This window comes from Azospirillum sp. SYSU D00513, assembly GCF_017356015.1.
GTDB lineage: Bacteria > Pseudomonadota > Alphaproteobacteria > Azospirillales > Azospirillaceae > Azospirillum.
Window position 1 is genome coordinate 22,019 of sequence record NZ_JAFIQV010000024.1, and the last position, 11,420, is coordinate 33,438.

An 11,420-nucleotide genomic window follows, 5' to 3' on the forward strand; every position below is an offset into this window, starting at 1 on the left:
ATGACCGGGCGATGCGACTGGACGGCCTAAGAGGCAGCGGGCCGGCTTTCGCGCGGGGCCTCCACCAAGGGCCGTTGATGGCCGTCGGGCTCGCCGGGCAGGCCGCCGGGCATACCCGCCGCCCAGGCATCCACATGGATGCGCAGGCGCCACAGCCCGTCCGATCCGCCCGCCGTCAGCAGCATCATGGGCGGCCGGCCCTGGAAGGACGATCCGAAATGCGGGGTCGCCAGCCAGTCCAGGATCTCCGCGTCCGACCCGAAAAGGGACGAGAGCGTGCGGTAGGCACCGATGAGCAGGCCAAGATTCTCGACCGTCGCCTTGGGCAGGCTCACCTGTCCGCCCGCGGCCTCGCGCTTCCACGCCTCCAGCGTTTCGGCGTCCGGTGCGCCGAGCAGCTCGGCCGTCTGCGCGCCTGTCAGGCCCCAGCTTTTCGTGATGGCCAGCGCGGTGCGCAGGGCGGTGGCCGACCAGGATTTCGAAGGCCTGCGGCCTTCCGGCTTTTCGTATGGCATGGTGCGTTTCCTCCGACTTAGGTATTAACGCCGCCACACCTTGCCTTGATCCCGGCTGGAGGAGCCGGCTGCGAGAAAAGTTCGACGGTCCGGCGGATGCCCGCCGCGAGCCTCAGATGGCGGTGGACGCGAATTCCGGCAGGGCCTCGGCGCGTTGCGAGAGGGCGCGGAGCGCCGGATGCGCCGCTTCCGGAACGGTGCCGGGAAGCGCGTTCCGGGTGAAGCGCCAGGCCACGGCCGCGGTGATGTCGGCCTGGAGCGGCCGCGGCCCGAACAGCCAGGCCTCGCCGGACCCGAGTTCAGCATCCAGGAGACGGCAGGCCTCCAGAAGCTGCCCCTGGACGCGGTCGATCCAGGGCTGGTGCTGCTTGTCCTCCGGGCGCAGATTGCGCTCGTAGACGATCTGCACCGTCTTCTCGCAGACCGCCAGGGCCAGCCCGATCACCCGTTGCGCGCGGGCGTGGTCGCCGATGTCCGGCGGGGTGAGCCGGCGGTTTTCCGGAACCAGCCGTTCGAGATGCTCAAGGATCAGGGTCGAGTCCATCAGGACGATGCCGCCCCCGGTCGTTTCATCCCCGATCACCAATGTCGGCGCCTTCACGACCGGATTGACGGCGGCGAACTGGTCGTATTGCCGGAAGACGGAGACCGGCTCATGGGAGAAGGGAAGCCCCATGACCTTGAGGGAAACCGCGACGCGCCGCACATAGGGCGAATCCAGCATGCCGATGAGGCGCATTCCATCTCCTTCTTGTCGGTCCGGCGGATCCGGCGCTGCGGATACTTCCGGTAATAAGGCTATTCTGCCGCGGCGTGGCGGGGAATGGCGCCCAGCGGGTCGGCGACCTCCTCGAGCGGCTTGCCTTCCGCCGGGATGCCGATGGCCAGTTCGACCAATGCCGCGCCGATCATCAGGCCGGCGGCGATGAGATAGCCGATCACCACCTGGCCCGGATCGCCGGTCTCGATCAGCCGGCCGAAGAACCACGGGGCGGCCACGCCGCCGAGCAGCGTGCCGAGCGCGTAGAAGATGGCGATGGCGGTCGCCCGCGTCTCCAGCGGGAAACTCTCGCTCACCGTCAGGTAGGCGGAGCTGGCCGCCGAGGAGGCGAAGAAGAAGATCACGCTCCAGGCCAGCGTCTGGGTCGTGGCGGTCAGCATCCCCTCCTGGAAGAGGAAGCCGGTGATCGCCAGGAGGATTCCGGACATGGCGTAGGTTCCAGCGATCATCGGTTTGCGGCCGACCGTGTCGAACAGCGGCCCCAGGATCAGTGGGCCCAGGAAATTGCCGACCGCGAAGGGCAGGATGTACCAGCCCACGTCGGTCGCGGGCACGCCGTAGAACTTCGTCAGGATCAGCGCGTAGGTGAAGAAGATGGCGTTGTAGAAGAAGGCCTGGGCGACCATCAGCGACAGCCCCAGGACGGAGCGGCTCCGGTACCGTACGAACAGCACGCGCAGGATCGCCGGCATGGAGGTGTCCTGGCCGGGGTTGAGGCGCAGGGGCCGCCCGGCCGGTGCCGGAAGCGGGCCGGTCCGGCCGGCCTGCACGCGCCGCTCGATGCCGGCGACGATGTCCTCGGCCTCGTCCATCCGCCCGCGGATCATCAGCCAGCGGGGGCTTTCCGGCAGGAAGCCGCGCAGGAAGATGATGATGATGGCGAGCGCCCCGCCGATGCCGAAGGCCAGCCGCCAGCCGAGATCGCCCGGCAGGAAGCCCGGCGCCAGCAGCACGATGGAGCCCAGCGCGCCGAGCGCGGCACCGACCCAGAAGCTGCCGTTGATGGCCAGGTCGGTGCGCCCCCGGTAGCGCGCCGGGATCAGTTCCTGGATGGCGGAGTTGATGGCGGCATACTCGCCCCCGATCCCCGCGCCGGTTAGGAAGCGGAACAGCGCGAAGCTCCAGAAATCCCAGGCGAAGGCGTTGCCGAAGGTCGCCAGCGAATAGACGGCCAGCGTGATGTAGAAAAGCTTCTTGCGGCCGAGTTTGTCGGTCAGGTAACCGAAGAACACCGCCCCCAGCACGGCGCCCAGAATATAGGCGGAGCCGAGGTCGCCGATTTCGCTGTCGGTGAAGCGCAGCGTCCCGCTCTCCTTCAGCACGCCGGCGATGGAGCCGGCGATGGTCACCTCCAGCCCGTCGAGAATCCAGGTGATCCCGAGCGCCAGCACCACGAGCCAATGAAAGCGGCTCCAGGGCAGCCGGTCGAGCCGTTGCGGCAGGTCCGTCACAACGGTTCCCCGGACCCTGCCCTGCGGGGTTCTGCCCTGGTTCTCTCGAAAGGCGGTCATGCGTTGCTCCGGCCGGGATGCCGCTCCGGGGCGGCACCGCTCCCAACAGGCGCGCTTGCGAACTGTTGCCCTACCATGCGGTTCCGGGCTCCAGGGCTCCGGGCGTTACCTGTTCCGTTTGCATATGACCAAAGCGCGGTTGATGGCGGGCGCAGGAGTCTGCGCTAATGATGACAAGATGTTTGGAAGTGCCTCAACATAAGGGGAGGTTATCCCATGTTGTCCGCCGACCACTACATTATAGAAGTTGGAAAGGTGCCTGCCGGTATTTTGGCCCGCGTGGAGAGCAGCTTCCAATTCTTTGCCTCCGCGACGGAGGCACTGCCCCTCAACCGGAAGACCTTCCCGACGGTCGCCGACGCGATCAGCGCCGTCGCCCACGCCATGGCGCGGAGGGACGCGTGAGGTTCGGCGGCGTCTGGCTCGGCGACAAGAGGAGCCTTCCCACGGGCCGCGCGGCCCTGCTCATCAGCCGGCTTCACGGCGGCCCCGCGATGCCGGTCAAGCCGCCCGTCGCCAGGACGGCGTCCGTGCCGGCGGAACGCGATGGCGGTCTCCTCCGGGGCCGGCCGCCGGCCCCGGACTCCTCCCTGTTCCAGCGGGTGGCCGGGGGCGACTGACGGGTTACGGCTCTCCGCGCGCGAGCCGTTCGAGCAACGCCCTCATCCTGCGGACATGGCTTCCCGGCCAGTAAAGCCGTCCGCAGGCCGGGCAGTGGTGGAATGGCCCGGAAAGGCCGCGCGCGGCATCGGGCATGGCAGCGATGTCGTCCATGCCGACTGGACGCACCGGCACGTTGTCCATCAGGCAGCGTGTGAAGGGCGCCAGCAGCCAATCCACTCCGAAGGCGGCGCGCAAGGCACGGGCCTGCTCTTCCACCGTCTCGCCCACGACGAAGAAGCCGTCCGCGCCCGCGATCCGGGAGAGTTCCCGGTCGCGCGTCAGCAGAACGCGTCCCTCGGCCCGCGCACGGGTCAGCAGGCCGCGGTCGGCCGTTCCGCCCCCGGCAAGCGCGGCATCATGGCCCGCCGCCCGCAACAGGCGGCAGAGCCGGCCCAGCATTTCATCGCACAACCAGCGCATGGCGTTTTAACACGCGACGCTGCCCTCCGGTGCCGGACCGGGGAATGGGCCGGTGTGTCATGGGCTGGTTTGGAACCGTCGTGCCATCCTAACCGTTGGTTCATCCCGTTCGACGTAGCGCGAGTCGTTCCCCGATGGAGAGAGGCACGGGCTTGGCCAGCAAAGAATCCGGCGTGACTCTCGTTTCAGGGCGAGGGCCGCTTCGCGCCGGGCGGGTGGCGGTGTGCCCTTGACCGTCCATCTCGGCACCGCAGGATGGGGCATTCCCAAGGCTTTCGCCGACAGCTTTCCCGGCACCGGCTCCCATCTGGAGCGCTACGCCCGTGTCCTGCCGGCGGCGGAGATCAACAGTTCCTTCTACCGGCCCCACAAGCCGGAGACCTACGCCCGCTGGGCGGCCTCGACGCCGGAAGGCTTCCGCTTCGCGGTGAAGGTGCCCAAGCTGGTCACCCACACGCAACGCCTGCGGGATCCGGCGGCGGCGCTCGACCGTTTCCTGGGCGAGGCCGGCGCGCTGGGCGACCGGCTCGGCCCGCTGCTGGTCCAGCTTCCGCCGGGCCTTGCCTTCGATCCGGCCGTCGCTCCGGCCTTCTTCGAGATCCTGCGCGCCCGCTTCCAGGGCGAGGTCGTGTGCGAGCCGCGCCACCGCTCCTGGTTCAGCGACGCCGCCGAACGGCTCCTCATCGAACACCGTGTCGCCCGCGTCGCCGCCGATCCCGCCCCGGTGCCCGCAGCGGCCGAGCCCGGCGGGTGGAACGGCCTGCTTTACCTGCGGCTTCACGGCTCGCCCCGCATATATTATTCCCCATACCCGCCGGACGTGCTGGAGCGCACCGCCGCCCGCCTCGCCGAGGAAGCCCCAAGGCGCCCGGTCTGGTGCATCTTCGACAACACGGCCGAGTTCCACGCCACCGGCGACGCCCTGACGACACTCGCCCGCCTTAGGGAATGAGGCCCGAGCGAGTGCGCGGGGCGGTGTGAGGCCGGCGGGGCAGATCCCGTGCGCGCCGGTCTGATTATACTGAATAGACCGTTAGCTTCCGATAGAGCGCGCCCTGGTGCCGACCCCGTCGTATCCTTCGTCACCCGGCCGTTACCGCCATGCCGGGCCACGTAGCCAGCAACCTCGCCGCCGCCCGTCGAGTGGCCGACATGGATGGCGTTCTTCAGGTCGAGATGCCTCACCAGGGCCGCCACGTCGGCGGCGTCGGTGTCTATCTCGTTGCCGGTGGCGGTCTGGGTCGAGCGGTCATGGCCGCGACGGTCATGCGCCACGACGCAGTAACCCTCTCTCAGGAAGAACATCATCTGGGCATCCCAGTCGTCCGAGGAGAGCGGCCATCCGTGGTGGAAGACGATCGGCTGCCCGTGCCCCGGTCCTTGTAGAAGATCCGGGTGCCGTCCTCTGTGGTGAATATGTCGCCGTTCATGACGTGCCATCTTTGTTTGCCTGGTTGGTGGAAGCGGCACCGGGCGCGAAGGGAACGCCAGGGCGGCGAGGCCGCCTTGCAGCAGCGTGCCGATATCGGGAGAGCGTCCTGTGTTGCCGGGGGATTGTGGAGGGGCGTCCGGGGAGCCGCCGTCAGACGCAAGGTGCGCGCGGCTGTATTCTCGGCGGGCCGAACCATACTTTGATATGGTGTGCGCATCTAAGTGCCCCGCCTCCGGCCATGATCCCGCCGTGATGTCGACACCATTCCGGGGTTTCCGGCGGTGTCGCATCGCAATAACGGACCTTGGACATGCGCAAAGCGGTTCTTCTCTCGGCCATCCTCGCCGTCGCGGGCGCGCTCGCGACGGGGGTTCAGGCCTCGCCGGCCTATGGCCCGAACCTTGAACAGTTCCCTTATCCCTTTCCGGTGGAGCGTTTCGAATTCGACTCCCAGGGCCAGCGGCTCTCCATGGCCTACATGGACGTGAAGCCCGAGCGGCCGAACGGGCGCACGGTGCTGCTGCTGCATGGAAAGAACTTCTGCGGCGCCACATGGGAGGGCACCATCCGTCCGCTGGCGGCGGCGGGCTACCGTGTCGTCGTGCCCGATCAGGTGGGCTTCTGCAAATCGACCAAGCCCGCCCACTACCAGTACAGCTTCCACCAGCTCGCGGCGAACACGCGGGCGCTGGCGGACCGGCTCGGCATCGGGCGGGTGACGGTGATGGGCCACTCCATGGGCGGCATGTTGGCGATGCGCTACGCGCTGGTCCATCCAGACGGGCTCGACGGGCTGGTGCTCGTCAACCCGATCGGGCTGGAGGACTGGAAGGCGGAGGGGGTGCCCTACCAGTCCGTGGACAGCTGGTATCAGAGCGAGCTGAAGACCAGCGCCGAGGGCATTAGGGCCTACCAGAAAGCCACCTATTACAGCGGCGAATGGCGGCCCGAATACGACCGCTGGGTGGAGATGCTGGCCGGCATGTACCGGGGCGAGGGGCGGGAGCTGGTCGCCTGGAACCAGGCGCTGACCTACGACATGGTCTACACCCAGCCGGTGGTGCATGAGTTGGAGAAGATCCGCGTGCCCACGCTCCTGCTGATCGGGGAGCGCGACAACACCGCGATCGGCAAGGCGCTGGCGCCGCCGGAGGTCCAGAAGCGTCTCGGCAATTACGCCGAACTCGGCCCGCGCACTGCAAGCCGCATCCCGAACGCCACGCTCGTGCGCTTTCCGGAGCTTGGACATTCCCCGCAGATCCAGCAGCCCGCGCGCTTCAACGCGGCGCTTCTGGAGGGGCTGGAACGTCTGGGGGCGCGTTGAGGATACCGCTGGTCCGTTTCGGGTAGCTCATCCACCGGAAGCGGCGCCCACCATCCCGAAAGAGTCATGATCTTGGGCGGCCAGCAGCTCGTACCGCCTCGCGACTGGAAAAAACAGTTCGACTGAAAAAGCAACGGAGATCCTGCGATGGCGTTCGTCGAAGCGAAGGACGGCACGAAAATCCATGTGAAGGACAGCGGGAAGGGGCGGCCGGTCGTCCTCATCCATGGCTGGCCGCTCACGGGCGACATGTTCGAGTACCAGACCCTCGCGCTGCTCGAGGCGGGGTACCGCGTCATCACCTATGACCGCCGCGGCTTCGGCCAGTCCGGCCATCCCGCCTCCGGCTACGATTACGACACCTTCGCCGACGATCTGGCGGCGGTGCTCGACACGCTCGGGGTGCAGGGCGCAACGCTCGTCGGCTTCTCCATGGGCGGCGGCGAGATCGCGCGCTACCTGACGCGGCATGGTGGCGCGCGCGTCGCCAAGGCCGCGCTCGTTGCCTCGGTCGTGCCCTATCTGCTGAAGGGGGACGACAATCCCGAGGGCGTGAAGGAGACGGTGTTCGAGGAGATGAGGGCGCAGATCCGCAAGGACCGCTTCGCCTTTCTGCAAAGCTTCGCGAAGCAGTTCTACGGAGTTGGCCTCGTGACCAGCCCCGTCAGCCACGCCCTTCTCGACTGGACCTTCATCCTTGCGGTCATGGCGAGCCCGAAGGCGACCATCGACTGCGTGGACGCCTTCGGCAGGACCGACTTCCGGCCTGACCTTGCCTCCTTCACGATGCCCACGCTCGTCATTCACGGCACAGCCGACGCGACCGTGCCGATCACGCCCTCGGGGCGCGCCGCCGCGCAAGGCATTCCCGGCGCCAAGCTCATCGAATATGAGGGGGAACCCCACGGGCTGTTCGCGACGGCGCCGGACCGCCTGAACGCCGACCTCATCCAGTTCATCGGCTGAGGACTCGTCGGAAGGCTGCAACGAGAGGGCGCGCGCCCGGCTCCTGGGCCGGACGCGTCGCCCCTCATGCGCAAAATGCATTGCGCGCAATCGAATCGCGCAAGGCTAAATGAATTGCGCGCAATTCAATCGTGCGGCATCGTCTCTTTATCGAACACAGCGGCCCCGGCCTGCCCCGGCGCCGCGAACGGAAAGGAGACCTGCCATGAACAGCATCAAATCCCTTGCGACCGCAGCCCTCATCGCCACCGCCGCCCAGCCGGCGCTCGCCGCCGGCGGGCCGACGGTCGAACCGGCCACGCAGCGCTTCCTCGAAGCTCTGGAAAGGGCTGGCGGCCCGCCGATCTACAAGCTGAGCCCGACGGAAGCCCGCAACCTGCTCTCGAGCGTCCAGGCCGGCAACGACGTGCCGAAGCCCGCGGTGGACATCGCCGACCGCACCATTCCCGGCGGCCCGACCGGTCAGGTGCGCATCCGCACCCTCCGGCCCCAGGGCGCCACCGGCCTCCTGCCGGTCATCGTCTACTTCCACGGCGCCGGCTGGGTGATGGGCGGCCCCGACACGCACGACCGGCTGATCCGCGAACTCGCGGTCGGGTCCAACGCCGCGGTGGTCTTCGTCGATTACGACCGCTCGCCGGAGGCCAAGTACCCGGTGCCGCTGGAGCAGGATTACGCGGCCCTGACCTGGGTGGCGGAGCACGGCGAGGAACTGGGCATCGACTCCCAGCGCATCGCCATCGCCGGCGACAGCGTCGGCGGCAACATGGTCGCGGTGGTCAGCCAGCTTGCCAAGCAGCGCGGCGGCCCGGAGATCCGCTACCAGGTGCTCTTCTACCCGGTCACCGACGCCCGCTTCGACACCGGCTCCTACAAGCAGTTCGGCGAGGGCGGCTATTTCCTGACCACGGCGGCCATGCAGTATTTCTGGGACGCCTACCTGCCGGACGCCGCCAAGCGTGCCGACCCCACCGCCTCGCCGCTGAACGCGTCGGTCGAGCAGCTCCAGGGGCTTCCGCCGGCGCTGGTCATCACGGCGGAGAACGACGTGCTGCGCGACGAGGGCGAGGCCTATGGCCGCAAGCTCGCCGCGGCCGGAGTGCCCGTGACACAGGTGCGCTTCAATGGCACCATGCATGACTTCGTGATGTTGAACCCGCTGGCCGCCACGCCGGCCGCCCGCGGTGCCATCGATCTCGCCAACGACAAGCTGCGCGCCGCCTTCGCGCGGTGACCGCGGCACCCGCTTCACCACTACCGTCACAACAAACCAGGAGTGCACATCATGAACGTTCTCTACTCGACCAAGGCCACGGCGACCGGCGGCCGCGACGGCAAGGCCTCCACCGAGGACGGCCTGCTGTCGGTGAACCTCGCCGCGCCCAAGGAGCTGGGCGGCAAGGGCGGAGCGACGAATCCGGAGCAGCTCTTCGCGGCGGGCTATTCGGCCTGCTTCGTCGGCGCCATGAAGTTCGTGGGCCAGCGCGACAAGATCGCCGTGCCGGCGGACGTCTCGGTCACCGCCCAGGTCGGCATCGGCCCGCGTGACGACGGCGAGGGCTTTGGCCTCGCCGTGGACCTGACCGTCAACCTGCCGGGCATGGACCGGGCCGCCGCCGAGGATCTGGTCGCCCGCGCCCACAAGGTCTGCCCCTACAGCCACGCCACCAAGGGCAACATCACCGTCGGCACCACCGTCGCCTGAGGACGCCGGGACCCGGGCGGCCGGGAGGCTTCCCCCGGCCGGCCGTTCGATCCGGCCCCCCTTGCGCGCGACCCCGGCGTGGCCCGTCGGGTCGCGCGCATTCCGCGTTGGCAACTCCCTGACGAAGCCCAGGCCATGACGCCGAAGCCATGAAGCCGGAACCATGAACAAAGACGAACCCCTGCTGCTGGCCAACCAGGTCTGCTTCGCCCTCTACTCCGCGACGCTGGCGATGACGCGGGTCTACCGCCCCCTGCTGGACGGCCTGGGTCTGACCTACCCGCAATATCTCGTCATGCTCCTGCTGTGGGAGGAGGACGGCCAGGCGATGAAGGGGCTGGGCGAGCGTCTGGGCCTCGACAGCGGCACGCTGACGCCGCTGCTGAAGCGGCTGGAGGGGCAGGGGCTGGTCACGCGGGCGCGCGACCCGGAGGACGAGCGGGTGGTGCGAGTCCGCCTGACGCCCGAGGGCGCCGCCCTGCGCGGGAAAGCCGAATGCCTGCCGGCCCGCATCACCGAGGCCGCCGGCTGCTCGACCGAGCAGCTTTCGGCGCTGCGGGAGACCCTGCTGCGCCTGCGCGACGACCTGAACGAGGCCGCCGACCGGGAATGACAAAGCCTTGGCGCGTGCTGCCTTGCTGTCAGCGCAATCACCGCGCGCAGGGCTTTCGCGGCATGCCGATATGAGAAGAAGTATCGCTTTCAACAATTAATGCATTTGACAGTTATGGCGAACAAACGGATCCTGTGCCGAGGAATCCGTTGCCGTGCCAACCGTGACCCCACCCGGAAGAGCCGTCCAGGGCGTTGGAACGCGAAGGCGAGGCCGGACAACACCAACGGCGCCCCGTTCCCCGAACAGAGGCGCCGGGACACTGGGGAGGCACCATGAAGTCCTTTGCATCGACACTCGCCGGGCTGGCCGTCGGCCTGTTCACCCTCGCGGCACCGCTCGTCTCGCCGGCCCTGGCGCAGGACAAGGGCCTCGTCGGCATCGCCATGCCGACCAAGTCCTCGGCCCGCTGGATCGACGACGGCAACAACATCGCCAAGTACTTCCAGGAAAAGGGCTACAAGACCGATCTGCAGTACGCCGAGGACGACATCCCCAACCAGCTCGCCCAGATCGAGAACATGATCACGAAGCGGGCGAAGGTCCTCGTGATCGCGTCGATCGACGGCACCACCCTGACCGACATCCTGCAGAAGGCGGCGGAGAGCGGCGTGAAGGTCGTCGCCTACGACCGGCTGATCCGCAATTCCGAGAATGTCGACTATTACGCCACCTTCGACAACTTCCAGGTCGGCGTCCTCCAGGGCAGCTACATCGAACAGGCGCTCGGGCTGAAGGAGGGCAAGGGTCCCTTCAACATCGAGCTGTTCGGCGGCTCGCCTGACGACAACAACGCATACTTCTTCTACGACGGCGCCATGTCGGTGCTGAAGCCCTACATCGACAGCGGAAAGCTGAAGGTGGCCAGCGGCCAGATGGGCATGGACAAGGTCTCGACCCTGCGCTGGGACGGCGCCGTCGCCCAGGCCCGCATGGACAACCTGCTGAGCGCCTATTACGGCAACAAGCGCGTGGACGCCGTCCTGTCGCCCTATGACGGGCTGAGCATCGGCATCATCTCCTCCCTGAAGGGCGTGGGCTACGGCACCCCGTCGCAGCCGATGCCGGTGGTGACCGGCCAGGACGCGGAGATCCCGTCCATGAAGTCGATCCTGGCGGGCGAGCAGCGCTCCACCGTCTTCAAGGACACGCGCGAGCTTGCCAAGGTCACGGTCTCCATGGTCGAGGCGCTGATGAGCGGCGGCACCCCGCCGGTCAACGACACCAAGACCTACAACAACGGCAAGAAGGTCGTTCCCTCCTATCTGTTGAAGCCGGTCAGCGTCGACGCTTCCAACTGGAAGCAGGTCCTGGTCGACAGTGGCTACTACAAGGAAAGCCAGATCCGCTGAGCGGACGGGCCTGAGAGGGCATCCGGGCCGCGCCCATGACGGCGCGGCCCCGGTTTCCCGCCTGTTTTTTTCCGGCCGCGGCAGCGGCCTTCTCCGCGGCGGCGGGCGCTCGGGCCATTTCCGGTCCCACCCGTCCGC

General features: G+C 67.9%; 13 protein-coding genes and 1 pseudogene. 9 read left to right on the top strand and 5 right to left on the bottom strand.

The window, feature by feature from the left end; all coding sequences use genetic code 11:
- Positions 1–26: 26 nt before the first annotated feature.
- From JUB11_RS18020 to JUB11_RS18030, 3 genes are all read right to left on the bottom strand, one after another.
- Positions 27–515 carry an antitoxin Xre/MbcA/ParS toxin-binding domain-containing protein gene (locus JUB11_RS18020; RefSeq protein ID WP_207459966.1) on the bottom strand — a complete coding sequence of 163 codons (489 nt, stop codon included), beginning with the start codon at positions 513–515 and terminating at the stop codon, positions 27–29.
- A gap of 112 nt (positions 516–627) precedes the next feature.
- The gene (locus JUB11_RS18025) at positions 628–1,254 is read right to left on the bottom strand and encodes a glutathione S-transferase (protein ID WP_207459967.1); all 627 of its coding nucleotides are present in this window, start codon (positions 1,252–1,254) and stop codon (positions 628–630) included.
- 59 nt (positions 1,255–1,313) lie between these two features.
- Positions 1,314–2,807 (bottom strand): MFS transporter, encoded by a 1,494-nt coding sequence (locus tag JUB11_RS18030; protein WP_207459968.1) that lies wholly within the window; start codon positions 2,805–2,807, stop codon positions 1,314–1,316.
- Between the two features lie 216 nt (positions 2,808–3,023).
- Here JUB11_RS18030 and JUB11_RS18035 point away from each other — a divergent pair, with 216 nt between their 5' ends.
- Both JUB11_RS18035 and JUB11_RS18040 read left to right on the top strand, forming a co-directional pair.
- Entirely contained in the window at positions 3,024–3,212 is a 189-nt protein-coding gene (locus JUB11_RS18035) for a hypothetical protein (RefSeq protein ID WP_207459969.1), read from the top strand.
- Positions 3,209–3,427: a hypothetical protein gene (locus JUB11_RS18040; protein WP_207459970.1), complete on the top strand. Its 219-nt coding sequence runs from the start codon at positions 3,209–3,211 to the stop codon at positions 3,425–3,427. The genes JUB11_RS18035 and JUB11_RS18040 overlap by 4 nt, the downstream gene beginning before the upstream one ends.
- A gap of 4 nt (positions 3,428–3,431) precedes the next feature.
- Here the strand turns inward: JUB11_RS18040 and JUB11_RS18045 are convergent, their stop codons facing one another.
- A complete protein-coding gene (locus JUB11_RS18045) occupies positions 3,432–3,890 on the bottom strand; it encodes a DUF5615 family PIN-like protein (protein WP_282189093.1) in 459 nt (152 codons plus the stop codon).
- 223 nt (positions 3,891–4,113) lie between these two features.
- Here JUB11_RS18045 and JUB11_RS18050 point away from each other — a divergent pair, with 223 nt between their 5' ends.
- Positions 4,114–4,842, top strand: coding sequence for a DUF72 domain-containing protein (locus tag JUB11_RS18050; RefSeq protein ID WP_207459972.1), 729 nt, complete (start codon positions 4,114–4,116; stop codon positions 4,840–4,842).
- A gap of 125 nt (positions 4,843–4,967) precedes the next feature.
- Here JUB11_RS18050 and JUB11_RS18055 read toward each other — a convergent pair.
- Positions 4,968–5,320: pseudogene (locus JUB11_RS18055) on the bottom strand (alpha/beta hydrolase); the annotation flags it as partial.
- Positions 5,321–5,632: 312 nt separating this feature from the next.
- Here JUB11_RS18055 and JUB11_RS18060 point away from each other — a divergent pair.
- The 6 genes from JUB11_RS18060 to chvE all read left to right on the top strand — a co-directional run bounded on the left by JUB11_RS18060 (position 5,633) and on the right by chvE (position 11,282).
- On the top strand, positions 5,633–6,646 hold the full coding sequence (locus JUB11_RS18060; RefSeq protein ID WP_207459973.1) for an alpha/beta hydrolase: 1,014 nt from the start codon (positions 5,633–5,635) through the stop codon (positions 6,644–6,646).
- A gap of 147 nt (positions 6,647–6,793) precedes the next feature.
- Positions 6,794–7,612, top strand: a complete 819-nt coding sequence (locus JUB11_RS18065) for an alpha/beta hydrolase (protein ID WP_207459974.1) — start codon at positions 6,794–6,796, stop codon at positions 7,610–7,612.
- A gap of 205 nt (positions 7,613–7,817) precedes the next feature.
- Positions 7,818–8,846 (top strand): alpha/beta hydrolase, encoded by a 1,029-nt coding sequence (locus JUB11_RS18070; RefSeq protein ID WP_207459975.1) that lies wholly within the window; start codon positions 7,818–7,820, stop codon positions 8,844–8,846.
- Between the two features lie 51 nt (positions 8,847–8,897).
- The gene (locus JUB11_RS18075) at positions 8,898–9,317 is read left to right on the top strand and encodes an organic hydroperoxide resistance protein (protein ID WP_207459976.1); all 420 of its coding nucleotides are present in this window, start codon (positions 8,898–8,900) and stop codon (positions 9,315–9,317) included.
- Between the two features lie 163 nt (positions 9,318–9,480).
- A complete protein-coding gene (locus JUB11_RS18080; protein WP_207459977.1) occupies positions 9,481–9,930 on the top strand; it encodes a MarR family transcriptional regulator in 450 nt (149 codons plus the stop codon).
- 275 nt (positions 9,931–10,205) lie between these two features.
- Entirely contained in the window at positions 10,206–11,282 is a 1,077-nt protein-coding gene (gene chvE / locus JUB11_RS18085) for a multiple monosaccharide ABC transporter substrate-binding protein (RefSeq protein ID WP_207459978.1), read from the top strand.
- Positions 11,283–11,420: the final 138 nt, after the last annotated feature.

Excerpts from the sequence above, each read along its gene's own strand:
- JUB11_RS18035 (WP_207459969.1), top strand. The coding sequence starts at position 3,024 with ATGTTGTCCGCCGACCACTACATTATAGAAGTTGGAAAGGTGCCTGCC.
- JUB11_RS18075 (WP_207459976.1), top strand. The coding sequence starts at position 8,898 with ATGAACGTTCTCTACTCGACCAAGGCCACGGCGACCGGCGGCCGCGAC.
- chvE (WP_207459978.1), top strand. The coding sequence starts at position 10,206 with ATGAAGTCCTTTGCATCGACACTCGCCGGGCTGGCCGTCGGCCTGTTC.
- JUB11_RS18080 (WP_207459977.1), top strand. The coding sequence starts at position 9,481 with ATGAACAAAGACGAACCCCTGCTGCTGGCCAACCAGGTCTGCTTCGCC.
- JUB11_RS18030 (WP_207459968.1), bottom strand. The coding sequence starts at position 2,807 with ATGACCGCCTTTCGAGAGAACCAGGGCAGAACCCCGCAGGGCAGGGTC.
- JUB11_RS18070 (WP_207459975.1), top strand. The coding sequence starts at position 7,818 with ATGAACAGCATCAAATCCCTTGCGACCGCAGCCCTCATCGCCACCGCC.
- JUB11_RS18060 (WP_207459973.1), top strand. The coding sequence starts at position 5,633 with ATGCGCAAAGCGGTTCTTCTCTCGGCCATCCTCGCCGTCGCGGGCGCG.
- JUB11_RS18025 (WP_207459967.1), bottom strand. The coding sequence starts at position 1,254 with ATGCGCCTCATCGGCATGCTGGATTCGCCCTATGTGCGGCGCGTCGCG.
- JUB11_RS18020 (WP_207459966.1), bottom strand. The coding sequence starts at position 515 with ATGCCATACGAAAAGCCGGAAGGCCGCAGGCCTTCGAAATCCTGGTCG.
- JUB11_RS18045 (WP_282189093.1), bottom strand. The coding sequence starts at position 3,890 with ATGCGCTGGTTGTGCGATGAAATGCTGGGCCGGCTCTGCCGCCTGTTG.
- JUB11_RS18065 (WP_207459974.1), top strand. The coding sequence starts at position 6,794 with ATGGCGTTCGTCGAAGCGAAGGACGGCACGAAAATCCATGTGAAGGAC.